The sequence below is a fragment of the Enterobacter sp. 241F3 genome (assembly GCF_034106785.1).
GTDB lineage: Bacteria > Pseudomonadota > Gammaproteobacteria > Enterobacterales > Enterobacteriaceae > Enterobacter > Enterobacter vonholyi.
Window position 1 is genome coordinate 273722 of record NZ_JAWNDD010000005.1, and the last position, 14448, is coordinate 288169.

Annotated in this window: 11 protein-coding genes; 7 read left to right on the forward strand and 4 right to left on the reverse strand. The window is 58.0% G+C overall.

Annotated features, from left to right (window positions below):
• Positions 1 to 44: 44 nt before the first annotated feature.
• From mrcB to fhuB, 5 genes are all read left to right on the forward strand, one after another.
• A complete protein-coding gene (gene mrcB / locus UR504_RS15570; RefSeq protein WP_104949358.1) occupies positions 45 to 2570 on the forward strand; it encodes a bifunctional glycosyl transferase/transpeptidase in 2526 nt (841 codons plus the stop codon).
• Positions 2571 to 2805: 235 nt separating this feature from the next.
• Positions 2806 to 5061 (forward strand): ferrichrome porin FhuA, encoded by a 2256-nt coding sequence (gene fhuA, locus UR504_RS15575; RefSeq protein ID WP_302235830.1) that lies wholly within the window; start codon positions 2806 to 2808, stop codon positions 5059 to 5061.
• A gap of 50 nt (positions 5062 to 5111) precedes the next feature.
• On the forward strand, positions 5112 to 5909 hold the full coding sequence (fhuC, locus tag UR504_RS15580) for a Fe3+-hydroxamate ABC transporter ATP-binding protein FhuC (RefSeq protein WP_133293806.1): 798 nt from the start codon (positions 5112 to 5114) through the stop codon (positions 5907 to 5909).
• Positions 5909 to 6799 carry a Fe(3+)-hydroxamate ABC transporter substrate-binding protein FhuD gene (fhuD, locus tag UR504_RS15585; protein WP_127729652.1) on the forward strand — a complete coding sequence of 297 codons (891 nt, stop codon included), beginning with the start codon at positions 5909 to 5911 and terminating at the stop codon, positions 6797 to 6799. Before fhuC ends, fhuD begins: the two co-directional genes overlap by 1 nt.
• On the forward strand, positions 6796 to 8778 hold the full coding sequence (fhuB, locus tag UR504_RS15590; protein WP_302235834.1) for a Fe(3+)-hydroxamate ABC transporter permease FhuB: 1983 nt from the start codon (positions 6796 to 6798) through the stop codon (positions 8776 to 8778). The genes fhuD and fhuB overlap by 4 nt, the downstream gene beginning before the upstream one ends.
• A gap of 93 nt (positions 8779 to 8871) precedes the next feature.
• Here fhuB and hemL read toward each other — a convergent pair whose 3' ends face one another.
• A complete protein-coding gene (gene hemL, locus UR504_RS15595) occupies positions 8872 to 10152 on the reverse strand; it encodes a glutamate-1-semialdehyde 2,1-aminomutase (protein WP_248175390.1) in 1281 nt (426 codons plus the stop codon).
• A gap of 176 nt (positions 10153 to 10328) precedes the next feature.
• Between hemL and clcA the strand changes: the two genes are divergently transcribed.
• Both clcA and erpA read left to right on the forward strand, forming a co-directional pair.
• On the forward strand, positions 10329 to 11729 hold the full coding sequence (gene clcA / locus UR504_RS15600) for a H(+)/Cl(-) exchange transporter ClcA (RefSeq protein WP_302235837.1): 1401 nt from the start codon (positions 10329 to 10331) through the stop codon (positions 11727 to 11729).
• 79 nt (positions 11730 to 11808) lie between these two features.
• Positions 11809 to 12153 (forward strand): iron-sulfur cluster insertion protein ErpA, encoded by a 345-nt coding sequence (gene erpA, locus UR504_RS15605; protein WP_008501923.1) that lies wholly within the window; start codon positions 11809 to 11811, stop codon positions 12151 to 12153.
• 92 nt (positions 12154 to 12245) lie between these two features.
• On the opposite strand, the gene UR504_RS15610 is transcribed toward erpA, so the two are convergent.
• The 3 genes from UR504_RS15610 to mtnN are packed head-to-tail and all read right to left on the reverse strand — an operon-like array spanning position 12246 to position 14388.
• Positions 12246 to 12869 (reverse strand): TRIC cation channel family protein, encoded by a 624-nt coding sequence (locus UR504_RS15610; RefSeq protein WP_115876409.1) that lies wholly within the window; start codon positions 12867 to 12869, stop codon positions 12246 to 12248.
• Between the two features lie 27 nt (positions 12870 to 12896).
• Complete coding sequence (gene btuF, locus UR504_RS15615; RefSeq protein WP_133293812.1) at positions 12897 to 13697, reverse strand: vitamin B12 ABC transporter substrate-binding protein BtuF; 801 nt, start codon at positions 13695 to 13697, stop codon at positions 12897 to 12899.
• Complete coding sequence (gene mtnN / locus UR504_RS15620; RefSeq protein WP_111963998.1) at positions 13690 to 14388, reverse strand: 5'-methylthioadenosine/S-adenosylhomocysteine nucleosidase; 699 nt, start codon at positions 14386 to 14388, stop codon at positions 13690 to 13692. The genes btuF and mtnN overlap by 8 nt, the downstream gene beginning before the upstream one ends.
• Positions 14389 to 14448: the final 60 nt, after the last annotated feature.

Consider the following 14448-nt stretch of genomic DNA (forward strand, 5'->3'; position numbering starts at 1 on the left):
AAAGAAAATCTGGCCTTTGCGCCTGAAAGTTGCGGAGAAAAAGCATGGCGGGGAATGACCGCGAGCCAATAGGACGTAAGGGAAAACCAACGCGTCCGGCGAAAGAAAAAGTAAGCCGTCGTCGCCTCAGAGATGAGGACTATGACGATGACTATGAAGACGATGATGAGGATGAAGAACCGATGCCGCGTAAAGGGAAAGGCAAAGGGCGTAAGCCTCGGGGCAAGCGCGGCTGGTTCTGGCTGCTGCTGAAGCTGTTTATTGTTTTTGTCGTGCTGATGGCAATTTACGGCGTGTATTTGGATCAGAAGATCCGCAGCCGTATCGACGGTAAAGTCTGGCAGCTACCTGCGGCAGTGTATGGCCGTATGGTGAACCTTGAGCCAGATATGTCCATCACTAAGAACGAGATGGTAAAACTGCTGGAAGCCACCCAGTATCGTCAGGTGTCAAAAATGACGAGGCCTGGCGAATTTACCGTGCAGTCCAACAGCATTGAGATGATCCGTCGCCCGTTTGATTTCCCGGACAGCAAAGAAGGGCAGGTGCGCGCGCGTCTGACCTTTGACGGCGATCGTCTGGATACCATCGAGAACATGGATAACAACCGCCAGTTCGGTTTCTTCCGTCTCGATCCGCGTCTGATCACCATGCTTTCGTCGGCAAACGGCGAGCAGCGCCTGTTCGTGGCGCGTAACGGCTTCCCGGATCTGCTGGTCGATACGCTGCTGGCGACCGAAGATCGTCACTTCTACGAGCACGATGGCATCAGCCTCTACTCGATTGGTCGTGCGGTGCTGGCGAACCTGACTGCCGGTCGGACCGTGCAGGGGGCGAGTACGCTGACCCAGCAGCTGGTGAAGAACCTGTTCCTCTCCAGCGAACGCTCCTACTGGCGTAAAGCGAACGAAGCCTATATGGCCGTGCTGATGGACGCGCGTTACAGTAAGGATCGTATCCTTGAGCTGTATATGAACGAGGTGTATCTCGGTCAGAGCGGCGATAACGAAATCCGCGGCTTCCCGCTGGCGAGCCTGTACTACTTTGGCCGTCCGGTGGAAGAGCTGAGCCTGGATCAGCAGGCGCTGCTGGTGGGCATGGTGAAAGGGGCGTCCATTTATAACCCGTGGCGTAACCCGAAACTGGCCCTGGAGCGTCGTAACCTGGTGCTGCGTCTGCTGCAACAACAGCAGGTGATTGACCAGGAGCTGTACGACATGCTGAGCGCACGTCCGCTTGGCGTTCAGCCGCGCGGTGGGGTGATCTCGCCTCAGCCTGCGTTTATGCAGCTGGTGCGTCAGGAACTGCAAAGCAAGCTTGGCGATAAGGTCAAAGATCTCTCCGGCGTGAAGATCTTCACCACCTTTGACTCCGTGGCGCAGGATGCGGCAGAAAAAGCGGCGGTAGAAGGCATTCCGGCGCTGAAGAAACAGCGTAAGCTCTCCGATCTGGAAACCGCGATGGTGGTGGTTGACCGTAACACCGGCGAAGTTCGTGCGATGGTGGGCGGTGCCGAGCCCCAGTTTGCAGGCTACAACCGTGCCATGCAGGCGCGTCGCTCGATCGGCTCTCTGGCAAAACCAGCAACCTATCTCACTGCCCTGAGTCAGCCAAACCAGTATCGTCTGAATACCTGGATTGCGGATGCGCCTATCTCCCTGCGCCAGCCTAACGGCCAGGTGTGGTCACCGCAGAACGACGATAAGCAGTTCAGCGGGCAGGTGATGCTGGTGGATGCGTTGACCCGTTCTATGAACGTGCCAACGGTGAACCTGGGCATGTCGCTGGGCCTGCCGGCCATTGTCGATACCTGGCAGAAGCTGGGCGTGGCGAAAGATCAGCTTCACCCGGTACCGGCGATGATCCTGGGCGCGCTTAACCTGACGCCAATCGAAGTGGCGCAGGCGTTCCAGACCATCGCCAGCGGCGGTAACCGCGCGCCGCTCTCCGCCCTGCGTTCGGTGATTGCCGAAGATGGCTCCGTGCTGTATCAGAGCTTCCCGCAGGCGGAGCGTGCCGTTCCTGCTCAGGCCGCCTACATGACGCTGTGGACGATGCAGCAGGTGGTGCAGCGTGGTACCGGGCGTCAGCTGGGTGCGAAGTATCCGGGCCTGCATCTGGCAGGTAAGACCGGGACCACCAACAATAACGTCGATACCTGGTTTGCCGGGATTGATGGCCGTGAAGTGGTGATCACCTGGGTAGGCCGCGATAACAACCAGCCGACCAAGCTGTACGGGGCGAGCGGGGCGATGTCGATTTACCAGCGCTATCTGGCAAATCAGTCCCCGGTGCCGCTGAATCTGGTTGCGCCGGAAGATATCGTCGATATGGGCGTGGACAGCTCCGGTAACTTCGTCTGCGGCGGCGGAATGCGTACTCTGCCGGTCTGGACAACCAACCCGGATTCCCTGTGCCAGCAGAGCCAGCCTGAACAGCCGACCGGTAACCCGTTCGACCAGTCTTCTCAGCCACAGCAGCCGCAGCAGCAACAGCCGCAGCAGCAGAATGAGAAGAAAGACAGCGACGGTGTTGCGGGCTGGATTAAAGACATGTTCGGCGGTAACTAACCTTGTAAAGCCCTCTTCCCCGGAAGGGGGCTTTTTTTACCCGTAGACCTCATTTAGTTAACCCTCGTTTTAACTCTGATTAACCCTTCGTTTTCTCTTGATGATTTCTTAAACCCTTAATTCTCATAGGGCCGCTTACTGCTTGCTATGCAACCAGCGTTTCGCATATTATTCTGGCGCTCATAATAATAATTCTCGTTTACGTTATCATTCACTTTCACATCAGAGATTCAACATGGCGCTTTCCAATACTGCTCAGCCAATGAACACGTCGCTGCGTAAACTCGCGGTCGTCGTCGCCACAGCGGTTGCCGGCATGTCAACTTATGCACATGCTGCCGAAACCCCGAAAAAAGAAGAAACCATTACGGTAACAGCAGCTCCTGCGGCACAGGAAAGTGCCTGGGGCCCTGCTGCTACCATCGCCGCAAGGCAATCCGCGACCGGAACCAAAACGGATACCCCTATTCAAAAGGTTCCGCAGTCTATTTCTGTCGTCACTGCCGAAGAGATGGCGCTGCATCAGCCGCGCTCGGTGAAAGAAGCCCTGAGCTATACGCCGGGCGTTGCGGTAGGCACGCGCGGTGCGTCTAACACCTATGACTATCTGATTATTCGCGGCTTCGCAGCCGATGGTCAGACGCAGAATAACTACCTCGACGGCATGAAAATGCAGGGGAACTTCTATAACGACGCGGTGATTGATCCTTATATGCTGGAGCGCGCCGAGATCATGCGCGGTCCGGTTTCCGTTTTGTACGGTAAAAGCAGCCCTGGCGGGTTGCTGAACATGGTCAGTAAGCGCCCAACAACCGAGCCCCTGAAAGAGATCCAGTTCAAAGTCGGCACGGACAGCCTGTTCCAGACCGGGTTCGACTTTAGCGATGCAATCGACGATGACGGCGTTTACTCTTACCGTTTAACGGGCGTTGCGCGTTCTAATAATTCCCAGCAGGAAGGTAAGGGCGAGCAGCGTTACGCCATCGCGCCATCGTTCTCCTGGCGTCCGGATGATAAAACCACCTTCACGTTCCTCTCCTATTTCCAGAACGAACCTGAAACGGGCTACTACGGCTGGCTGCCAAAAGAGGGAACGGTTGATCCGCTGCCGAACGGCGATCGTCTGCCGACGAACTTCAACGAAGGCGCGAAGAACAATACCTATTCCCGTAACCAGAAAATGGTGGGATACAGCTTCGACCACGAGTTCAATGATACCTTTACCGTGCGTCAGAACCTGCGCTATGCGCAGAATAAAACTTCCCAAAACAGCGTCTACGGCTACGGCATGTGTTCCGATCCGCTCTACTCGAGTAATCCGGCATCCAGCCCTTGCGCGAGCGTTCCTCAGTCGCAGTGGGGTCATACGCTGACTCGCCAGTATGTGATCGATAACGAGAAGCTGGAAAACTTCACTGTTGATACGCAGTTGCAGAGCAAGTTCGCGACAGGTTCACTCGATCATACTCTGCTGACTGGGGTGGATTTCATGCGCATGCGTAATGACATCGACTCGTGGTTCGGCTATGCCGGTTCCGTTGCGCCATCTGATATCTATAACCTCGATCGTAGCGATTTCGATTTCGCTTCACATCCTGGACCGTCAGGTGCCTATCAGGTGTTGAACAAGCAAAAACAGACCGGCGTTTACGCTCAGGATCAAATTGAGTGGGACAAAGTCCTGGTAACCCTGGGCGGTCGTTATGACTGGGCCGATCAGGAATCCTACAACCGCGTGACGAACACCACCTCCAAACGTGATGATACCCAGTTCACCTGGCGCGGTGGCGTTAACTACCTGTTTGATAACGGTATAACCCCGTACTTTAGCTATAGCGAGTCGTTTGAACCGGCTTCTCAGACCGGAGCGAACGGCAACGTCTTTGCACCGTCTAAAGGCAAACAGTACGAAGCGGGCGTGAAATACGTGCCGAACGATCGTCCGATCGTCGTCACCGGTGCGTTGTACCAGTTGACCAAAACCAACAACCTGATGGCGGACCCGGCGGGCTCCTTCTTCTCGGTACAGGGCGGTGAAATCCGCGCGCGTGGCGTAGAGGTGGAAGCGAAAGCGGCCCTGTCTGCGAGCGTTAACCTGGTAGGTTCTTATACCTATACCGATGCCGAATACACCACAGACACCACTTATAAAGGCAACACGCCTGCTCAGGTTCCAAAACACATGGCATCGCTGTGGGGTGATTACACGCTGTTTGACGGTGCGCTGTCTGGCCTGACGCTGGGTACCGGCGTGCGTTACACGGGTTCAAGCTATGGCGATCCGGCGAACTCCTTTAAAGTAGGCAGCTACACCGTTGTCGATGCGCTGGTCAGATACGATCTGGCACGCGTTGGCATGGCTGGCTCAAACGTCGCGCTACACGTGAACAACCTGTTCGATCGTGAGTACGTTGCCAGCTGCTTTAATACTTACGGCTGCTTCTGGGGTGCTGAACGTCAGGTTGTTGCCACCGCGACCTTCCGCTTCTAATCTCTCTTCGGGCACGGTTCGCCGTGCCCTTTTTATTTAAGTTGGCTGATATGCAGGATAATCAAACGCAACCCGACACCACCTTTACGCTTAACCATCTCTCCTTTCGCGTACCCGGGCGCACCTTGCTGCATCCGTTCTCTTTGACGTTTCCCGCAGGTAAAGTCACTGGCCTGATTGGTCATAACGGTTCCGGTAAATCTACGCTGCTCAAGATGCTGGGGCGCCATCAGCCGCCTTCTGAAGGCGATATTCTGCTGGATGACCAGCCGCTGGAGAGCTGGAGCAGCAAAGCGTTTGCCCGCAAAGTGGCCTATCTGCCGCAGCAGCTGCCGCAGGCGGAAGGGATGACGGTGCGTGAGCTGGTGGCAATTGGGCGTTATCCCTGGCACGGGGCGCTTGGGCGCTTTGGCGTTGCTGACAGAGAGAAAGTGGAAGAGGCGATTGCGCTGGTCGGGCTGAAACCGCTGGCGCACCGTCTGGTGGATAGCCTGTCCGGCGGCGAACGCCAGCGCGCGTGGATTGCGATGCTGGTGGCGCAGGACAGCCGCTGCCTGCTGCTGGATGAGCCAACCTCCGCGCTGGATATTGCCCATCAGGTCGACGTGCTGGCGCTGGTGCACCGCTTAAGCCAGGAACGTGGTCTGACGGTCATTGCGGTCCTGCACGATATCAACATGGCGGCACGCTACTGTGACTACCTTGTTGCGCTGCGCGGTGGCGAAATGATTGCGCAGGGTACACCATCCGAGCTGATGCGCAGCGAAACGCTGGAACATATTTACGGTATTCCGATGGGTATTCTGCCTCACCCGGCCGGGGCTGCACCGGTGAGCTTTGTCTACTGATGCTGAATAACACACGCATTAGCCGCCGTCGCCTGCTGACGGCGATGGCCCTTTCACCGCTGCTGTTAAAAATGAATACGGCGCGTGCTGCCACCGTCGATCCGCACCGTATTGTGGCCCTGGAATGGCTGCCGGTCGAACTGATGATGGCGCTCGGCGTCACGCCCTACGGCGTCGCGGACATTCCCAACTATAACCTCTGGGTGAACGAGCCGAAGCTGCCGGACTCGGTAATCGACGTCGGCCTGCGAACGGAGCCAAACCTTGAGCTGCTCACCCAGATGAAACCCTCGTTCCTGTTCTGGTCTGCGGGCTACGGTCCCTCAGAGGAGGTCATGGCGCGCATTGCGCCCGGGCGCGGATTCGCTTTCAGCGACGGTAAAAAACCGCTGGCCGTAGCGAAAAATTCGATTAACGAGATGGCGCATTTCCTCAACCGCGAGGTGGAGGCCAAAAAACACCTCGACGAATTTGATGCCCTGCTCGACTCCCTGAAGCCGCGCTTTGCTCACCGGGGCGATCGTCCGCTGCTGATGGTGACGCTGCTGGATGCCCGCCATATGCTGGTCTTCGGTAAAAACTGTCTGTTCCAGGAGGTGCTGGACAGCTTCGGCATTCGTAATGCCTGGGAAGGGGAGATGACGTTCTGGGGCAGTACCGCCGTGGGTATCGACCGTCTGGCGGCGTTTCGCGACGTGGACGTGCTGTGTTTCGACCACGGCAACGAACGCGACATGCAAACCCTGATGGCGACTCCGCTCTGGCAGGCGATGCCGTTTGTGCGCGAGAAGCGCTTCCAGCGCGCTCCAGCGGTCTGGTTCTACGGCGCGACGCTGTCGGCCATGCATTTTGCCCGCGTGCTTGATAACGCTCTGGGAGGTAAAGCATGAGTACGCGTATCGCCCGTTTCCCGGCGCTTCTGCTGATGCTGATTTTTCTTGCCGCGCTGGCGTTAACCGGGTTCAACCTCTCTGCCGCGTTACCTCGCGCGCAATGGGGAGCCGCGCTGGCCTCGCCGGATATCGACAATATTCAGCAGATGCTGTTCCACTACAGCCTGCTGCCGCGTCTGGCAATCTCCCTGTTAGTCGGTGCCGGTTTAGGGCTGGTGGGCGTGCTGTTCCAGCAGGTTTTACGTAACCCGCTGGCAGAGCCAACCACGCTCGGCGTCGCGACCGGCGCACAGCTTGGGATCACCATCACCACCCTGTGGACGCTGCCGGGAGCGTTAACCTCGCAGTTTGCGGCACTCGCGGGTGCGTGCGTGGTGGGCGCGCTGGTCTTTGGCGTGGCCTGGGGCAAACGCCTTTCTCCCGTGACGCTTATCCTGGCCGGGCTGGTGGTGAGCCTGTACTGCGGGGCGATTAACCAGCTGCTGGTGTTGTTCCATCACGATCGGCTGCAAAGCATGTTCCTGTGGAGTACCGGCACGCTCACCCAGACCGACTGGAGCGTTGTGCTGCGCCTGTGGCCGCAGCTGGCTGGCGGTGTCGTGCTGACGCTGCTGCTCCTGCGCCCTCTGACGCTCATGGGGCTGGACGATGGCGTGGCGCGCAATCTCGGTCTGGCCCTGTCGCTGGCTCGCCTGGCGGCGCTGACGCTGGCGATCGTATTGAGTGCCCTGCTGGTGAACGCGGTCGGCATCATCGGGTTTATCGGCCTGTTTGCGCCGCTGCTGGCGAAAATGCTCGGCGCGCGTCGCCTGCTGGCGCGTCTGATGCTGGCGCCGCTGATTGGGGCGCTGATCCTCTGGCTTTCCGATCAGCTTATTCTCTGGCTGGCGCAGGTCTGGAGGGAAGTGTCCACCGGCTCTGTGACCGCGCTTATCGGGGCGCCGCTGCTGCTGTGGCTGCTCCCGCGCCTGCGCAGCATGAGCGCACCGGCGATGGACGCTGGCGACAAAGTCTACGCTGAACGTCAGTCGGTGCTGTGGTTTAGCCTTGCCGGTCTGGCGGTGCTGATTATCGCCTCGTTCGCGGCGCTCTCATTCGGACGCGATGCCTCGGGCTGGCACTGGGCAACGGGCGATTTACTCAACGACCTGCTGCAGTGGCGCTGGCCGCGTATCTTTGCTGCGCTGATCGCAGGGGTAATGCTGGCGGTAGCGGGGTGCATTATTCAGCGTCTTACCGGCAACCCGATGGCGAGCCCGGAAGTGCTTGGGATCAGCTCCGGCGCCGCCTTTGGCGTGGTGCTGATGCTGTTCTTTGTGCCGGGGAATGCGTTTGGCTGGCTGATGCCTGCCGGCAGTCTCGGTGCGGCAGTTACGCTGATGATTATCCTGATTGCCGCCGGTCGCGGCGGGTTTTCACCGCACCGCATGCTGCTGGCGGGGATGGCGCTCAGCACCGCGTTCACGATGCTGCTGATGATGCTGCAGGCGAGCGGCGATCCGCGTATGGCGAAGATCCTGACCTGGATTTCCGGCTCAACGTACGGCGCCACCGGCAGCCAGGTAATCTGGTCCGGGATGGTGATGCTCGTGCTGCTGGCGTTTGTGCCGCTGTGCCGCCGCTGGATGACCATTCTGCCGCTCGGCGGCGAAACCGCGCGCGCGGTGGGAATGGCGCTGACGCCAGCGCGTGTGGCCTTGCTGCTGCTGGCTGCGTGCCTGACGGCTGTGGCAACCCTGACGATTGGACCGCTGAGCTTTGTCGGGTTAATGGCGCCGCACATTGCCAGAATGATGGGATTCCGCCGGACGATGCCGCATATTGTTATGTCGGCCCTGACGGGCGGGGTGATGCTGGTGTTTGCGGACTGGTGCGGAAGAATGGTGCTGTTCCCGTATCAGTTCCCGGCGGGTCTGCTGTCGACCTTTATCGGTGCGCCGTACTTTATTTATCTGTTGAGAAAGCAGAGTAGGTAATAAAAGTAAACGGCAATCCTTTGATTGCCGTTTTAGTGTTTGCTCCCTCTCCCCGTGGGAGAGGGTTGGGGTGAGGGCATCAAGCCGCACATCTTACAGTTTCGCAAACACCTTACGCGCCGCGTCAATGGTATTATTGATATCTTCTTCGCTGTGCGCCACGGACATAAAGCCCGCCTCGAATGCGGACGGTGCCAGGTAGACGCCTTCTTCCAGCATCAGATGGAAGAATCGCTTGAAGCGTTCAACATCGCACTTCACCACGTCCTGATAGCAGGTCACGGTTTTCGCGTCGGTGAAGAAAATCCCGAACATCCCGCCTACGTGGTTAACCACCAGCGGAATGCCGGCCTCTTCTGCCGCTTCCAGCAGGCCGTTTGCCAGCTGCGTGGTACGGTCGGTCAGGGTTTCGTGAATGCCTGGCTGAGCCACTTCGGTCAGGCAGGCAAAGCCCGCCGCCATGGCGATTGGGTTACCGGAGAGCGTGCCCGCCTGGTAAACCGGGCCGGTTGGCGCCAGAGCTTCCATCACGTCCTTACGCCCACCGAATGCGCCGACCGGCATGCCGCCGCCGATGATTTTGCCGAGGCAGGTCAGGTCCGGCTCGACGTTGTAGTAAGACTGGGCACCCGCCAGCGCCACGCGGAAGCCGGTCATGACTTCATCGATGATCAGCAGCGCGCCGAACTCGTCGCACAGGGCACGCAGGCCCGGCAGGAAGTCAGGCTGCGGTGGAATGCAGTTCATGTTGCCCGCAACCGGCTCAACGATGATGCAAGCGATCTCCTGCGGATACTGCTCGAACGCCGCGCGAACGGTGTCCAGATCGTTGTAGGTGCAGGTCAGGGTATGCTTCGCGAAGTCAGCCGGTACGCCCGGGGAGTTCGGCTGGCCGAGCGTCAGCGCGCCGGAACCCGCTTTCACCAGCAGGCAGTCCGCATGACCGTGGTAGCAACCCTCAAACTTGATAATCTTGTCGCGACCGGTAAAACCGCGCGCCAGGCGGATGGCGCTCATGGTGGCTTCGGTACCGGAGTTCACCATACGCACCATGTCCATGGTAGGCACCAGTTCAGTCACCAGCTCCGCCATTTTCACTTCCATTTCGGTTGGCGCGCCGAAGCTCAGGCCGCGCTGGGCGGCTTCAATTACCGCGTTACGAATAGCCGGGTGGTTGTGACCCAGCACCATCGGGCCCCAGGAACCGACGTAATCGATATAGGCTTTGCCATCGACATCATACAGATACGCGCCGTCAGCACGTTCGATAAACAGCGGCGTACCGCCCACGCCCGTGAAGGCGCGCACAGGTGAGTTCACGCCACCCGGAATAAGCTCGCGGGCTGCACTGTAGAGGTTTTCAGACTTGCTCATGGCGTCGTTCCTGGTTCGTATAAAATGGTTAAGCCCACTATTCTAAGTGATTCGGGGATGGTTATGAAATTTTTAGCCGGGTAATGCTTTAAGATTTGTTAAGTAATTTTCAGGAGACGGTAGGGCAGTCTCTGGTAAAATCCACGCGGCTTTTGTATGACGAATAAGTGCAGGACATGAAATCAGATTCTCCGTCTTTTGAAGAACAACAGTTTACGCGCGCTCAGCACCGAATCAGCATTCGGCGGCTGCTTAACCGCGATAAAACGCCGCTGGCGATCCTTCTGGCTGCTGCCGTGGTGGGAACACTCGCCGGGCTGGTGGGCGTGGCGTTTGAAAAAGCGGTTAATGCCGTGCTCAACTGGCGAGTGGGCACCGTGGCCGGTTTCGCCAATAGCGAATGGCTGGTCTGGGTGTGGGCATTCGGGCTGTCTGCGCTGTTTGCCATGGTGGGGTATTTCCTGGTGCGTAAATTCGCGCCGGAAGCAGGGGGATCGGGCATCCCGGAAATTGAAGGCGCGCTGGAGGAGCTGCGTCCGGTGCGCTGGTGGCGGGTGATTCCGGTTAAGTTCATCGGCGGCATGGGAACTCTGGGCGCGGGAATGGTACTCGGACGGGAAGGACCCACGGTTCAGCTGGGCGGGAACGTCGGTCGCATGGTGGGCGATCTCTTTCGGATGCGCAGCGCCGAAGCGCGCCATACGCTGCTGGCGACCGGCGCGGCGGCGGGGCTGTCGGCGGCGTTTAACGCGCCGCTGGCGGGCATTTTGTTCATCATCGAAGAGATGCGCGCGCAGTTTCGCTACAACCTGATCTCCATTAAAGCGGTGTTTACCGGCGTCATTATGTCGAGCATTGTCTTCCGCCTTTTTAATGGCGAAGGGGCGGTAATTGAAGTGGGGAAACTGACCAATGCGCCGGTCAACACCCTGTGGCTTTATCTGATCCTCGGCATGATTTTTGGCGTGGTGGGGCCGCTGTTTAACACCTTTATCCTGCGCGCTCAGGATATGTTTCAGCGCATTCACGGCGGCAACACGACGAAATGGGTGCTGATGGGCGGCCTGCTGGGCGGCATGTGCGGCGTGCTTGGGTTCATCGAGCCGAATGCCGCAGGCGGCGGGTTCGGGCTGATTCCCATTGCGGCGGCGGGGAATTTCAGCGTGGGTCTGCTGCTGTTTATGTTTATCTCCCGCGTCATTACCACGGTATTGTGCTTCTCCTCGGGCGCGCCGGGAGGGATTTTCGCCCCGATGCTGGCGCTGGGTACGCTGCTCGGCACCGCGTTTGGTATGGCGGCTGAAGCGGGGTTTCCCGCCTATCATCTTGACGCCGGGACGTTTGCCGTCGCCGGAATGGGGGCGCTGCTGGCCGCGTCCCTTCGTGCGCCGTTGACCGGGATCGTGCTGGTGCTGGAGATGACGGACAATTACCAGCTCATTTTGCCAATGATCATTACCTGTCTCGGCGCGACACTATTAGCCCAGTTCCTGGGTGGAAAACCGCTATACTCCACCATCCTTGCGCGTACTCTGGCAAAACAAGAGGCGGAGCGGGCCGCCGCGCAGAATACTTGAATGAATTACCAGGGTATTAGATAATGACGAAAAGAATTGGGTGAATTTTACCCAATAGCAGTATTCATGGGAGCATAAGATGAGTGATGACGTAGCTGTGCCGCTGGAATTTACCGAAGCAGCAGCCAACAAAGTGAAAACCCTGATTGCCGACGAAGACAATCCGGATCTGAAACTGCGTGTTTATATTACCGGTGGTGGCTGCAGCGGCTTCCAGTATGGTTTTACCTTTGACGACCAGGTTAACGATGGCGATATGACTATCGAGAAACAGGGCGTCGCGCTGGTGGTTGACCCGATGAGCCTGCAATATCTGGTGGGCGGTTCGGTGGATTACACCGAGGGTCTGGAAGGTTCGCGCTTTGTGGTCACTAACCCGAATGCGACAAGCACCTGTGGGTGTGGATCTTCGTTCAGTATCTAAGAGAGTGCGGGCTGATGCCCTCACTCCGGCCCTCTCTCACAGGGAGAGGGAGAAATACTAAAAACGGTAACCTGACGGTTACCGTTTTGCTTTTATCTTGCATTATCATCCAGCGCAAACGTCGGCAGCTTCAGGTGCCAGCGTATCGCCGCTAAACGTATCACCAGCGTCACGACCATCCCCAGCATTGCGGCGTTTTCCAGCGGAATTGCAAAGGTGTAGTACGCGGTCGCGTGAACAATGCCGCCCGCAATACAGGCCGTCGCGTAAATTTCAGTACGCAGGATCATCGGCACTTCACGCGCCAGAATGTCGCGAATGATGCCGCCGCCCACGCCGGTTAATACGCCCATGCAGATTGCCACCATCGGACCGGTGCCCGCATTAAACGCCTTATTGACGCCAATACCGACAAACACGGCCAGACCGACGGCATCCAGTACCGGTAATATCCATTTTGGTAATCGGCGGGGCTGGCGAACCAGCACAATGGTTAACAGGCAGGTGACCATTGCGACCACCAGATCGGTCGGATCTTTCACCCAAAACACCGGCCCATTCGCCAGCGCCATATCGCGGATAGTCCCGCCGCCGACGGCGGTCACGACGCCCAGCACCAGCACGCCAAACGGATCCATGCGTAGTTTTCCGGCGAGCAGGACGCCGGAGATAGCAAAAACGGCTGTGCCAAGAATATCCAGCCAATAAACGAGCATCGTTAAATCCTCGAAAAGGGTCTTATGTTAGTGACTCTCTGCCAGCGCGGCACAGAGCTGTTTTGCGGCGAGGATAATACGCGGGCTGGCGCGTTCAAACCAGTCGCTGTTGAGGGGTATTACCGGTATTTTTAGCTGCTTTTGCCAGAATTGCTCAATTTTGGGAATTTCGCTCGCATTTCCGACCACGACGATGGCCTGCGGCTGGCGCGCCAGAACCTGCTCACGGCTTACCTGAGGCCACGGCACCCGGCTGGCTGCAAAGATGTTTTCACCGCCACAGACTTCCAGCACCTGGTTTTGAATCGACCCTTTTCCGGTGGTAAACAGCGGCTGGCTGCCAAACTGAAGGAAGATGCGCTTTTTAACAGGGGTATCGTATCGGGATTTCAGCGCCGCATAGTCGCTCAACATCTGTTTCGCCGCAGCCTCTGCTTTTTTGGGCGTAGGGCTATAGGGTGCCAGGGCGCGGAGCGCCTGAGCGACCTGCTCAATGCTGACGGCATCTATCCACATCACCTTTATGCCAAGGGAAGTGAGCTGGTTGACCTGCCGCTCGGCGTTGCCGCCACGCCAGGCCAGCACGAGATCCGGTTTAAGCGCCACGATGCGCTCAAGGTTCATCCCCTGCCAGGTAGCCACTTGCTCAATCCCCGCGGCCTGCGGCGGATAATCGGAAAAGCTGCTCACGCCAACGGGGGTGATCCCGGCGGCAAATGCCAGTTCCGTATTCGCGGGAGAGAGGGTAATTACGCGCGGTAGCGCATAGAGCCACAGCGGTGCGAAAAGAAGCAGGGCGGCAAGCGCCCTGAGGGTATGTTTAGCCACGTGCCAGATTCTGCACCAGGCGTTCCACCATCACGGTGGACTGTTTTGCCGCAACGGTCAGGAACTCGTCGAAGCTGATGTGGGACTGCTGGTCTGCCACGTCAGAGATGGCGCGAACCACCACAAACGGTACGCTGAAGTTATGGCAAACGTGAGCAATCGCGGTCGCTTCCATCTCAACGGCTACCGCCTGAGGGAAGTTATGACGGATTTTCGCCAGACCCACGGAACCATTGATGAACGCATCACCGCTGACAATCAGACCGCGTACCGCGTTGAGGTTGAGCTCTGTAATGCAGGTCTCTGCCGCCGCAATCAGTTTGTCGTCAGCCTTAAATCCTGCCGGGCAGCCAGGAAGCTGGCCGTACTCGTAACCGAACGCGGTGACGTCCGCATCGTGATAGCGCGCTTCGTCGGAAACAACGATATCACCCACCTTCAGCGTCGGCGCCAGGCCGCCCGCAGAGCCGGTATTAATGATTACGTCCGGCTTGCAGCGCTCAAGCAGCAGGGTGGCACCCAGCGCCGCAGCGACTTTACCGATGCCTGATTTCAGCAGAGCCACGTCAACACCGTTTAGCTGACCGGTATAGATCTCACAACCACCCAGAGAGAGGGTCTGACGGTTCTCAATTTTGTCACGCAGGAGCGTAACTTCTTCTTCCATTGCACCAATAATGCCGATTTTCATAGATTTACTCGCGATGTGCCTTGTTAAGATGCATAGTCTATCATGCGGTTAAGGGGAAAC

Bases quoted from the DNA above. Each gene is read 5' to 3' on its own strand.
- hemL (WP_248175390.1), bottom strand. From the start codon at position 10,152: ATGAGCAAGTCTGAAAACCTCTACAGTGCAGCCCGCGAGCTTATTCCG.
- UR504_RS15610 (WP_115876409.1), bottom strand. From the start codon at position 12,869: ATGCTCGTTTATTGGCTGGATATTCTTGGCACAGCCGTTTTTGCTATC.
- fhuB (WP_302235834.1), top strand. From the start codon at position 6,796: ATGAGTACGCGTATCGCCCGTTTCCCGGCGCTTCTGCTGATGCTGATT.
- erpA (WP_008501923.1), top strand. From the start codon at position 11,809: ATGAGTGATGACGTAGCTGTGCCGCTGGAATTTACCGAAGCAGCAGCC.
- fhuD (WP_127729652.1), top strand. From the start codon at position 5,909: ATGCTGAATAACACACGCATTAGCCGCCGTCGCCTGCTGACGGCGATG.
- mrcB (WP_104949358.1), top strand. From the start codon at position 45: ATGGCGGGGAATGACCGCGAGCCAATAGGACGTAAGGGAAAACCAACG.
- clcA (WP_302235837.1), top strand. From the start codon at position 10,329: ATGAAATCAGATTCTCCGTCTTTTGAAGAACAACAGTTTACGCGCGCT.
- mtnN (WP_111963998.1), bottom strand. From the start codon at position 14,388: ATGAAAATCGGCATTATTGGTGCAATGGAAGAAGAAGTTACGCTCCTG.
- fhuC (WP_133293806.1), top strand. From the start codon at position 5,112: ATGCAGGATAATCAAACGCAACCCGACACCACCTTTACGCTTAACCAT.
- fhuA (WP_302235830.1), top strand. From the start codon at position 2,806: ATGGCGCTTTCCAATACTGCTCAGCCAATGAACACGTCGCTGCGTAAA.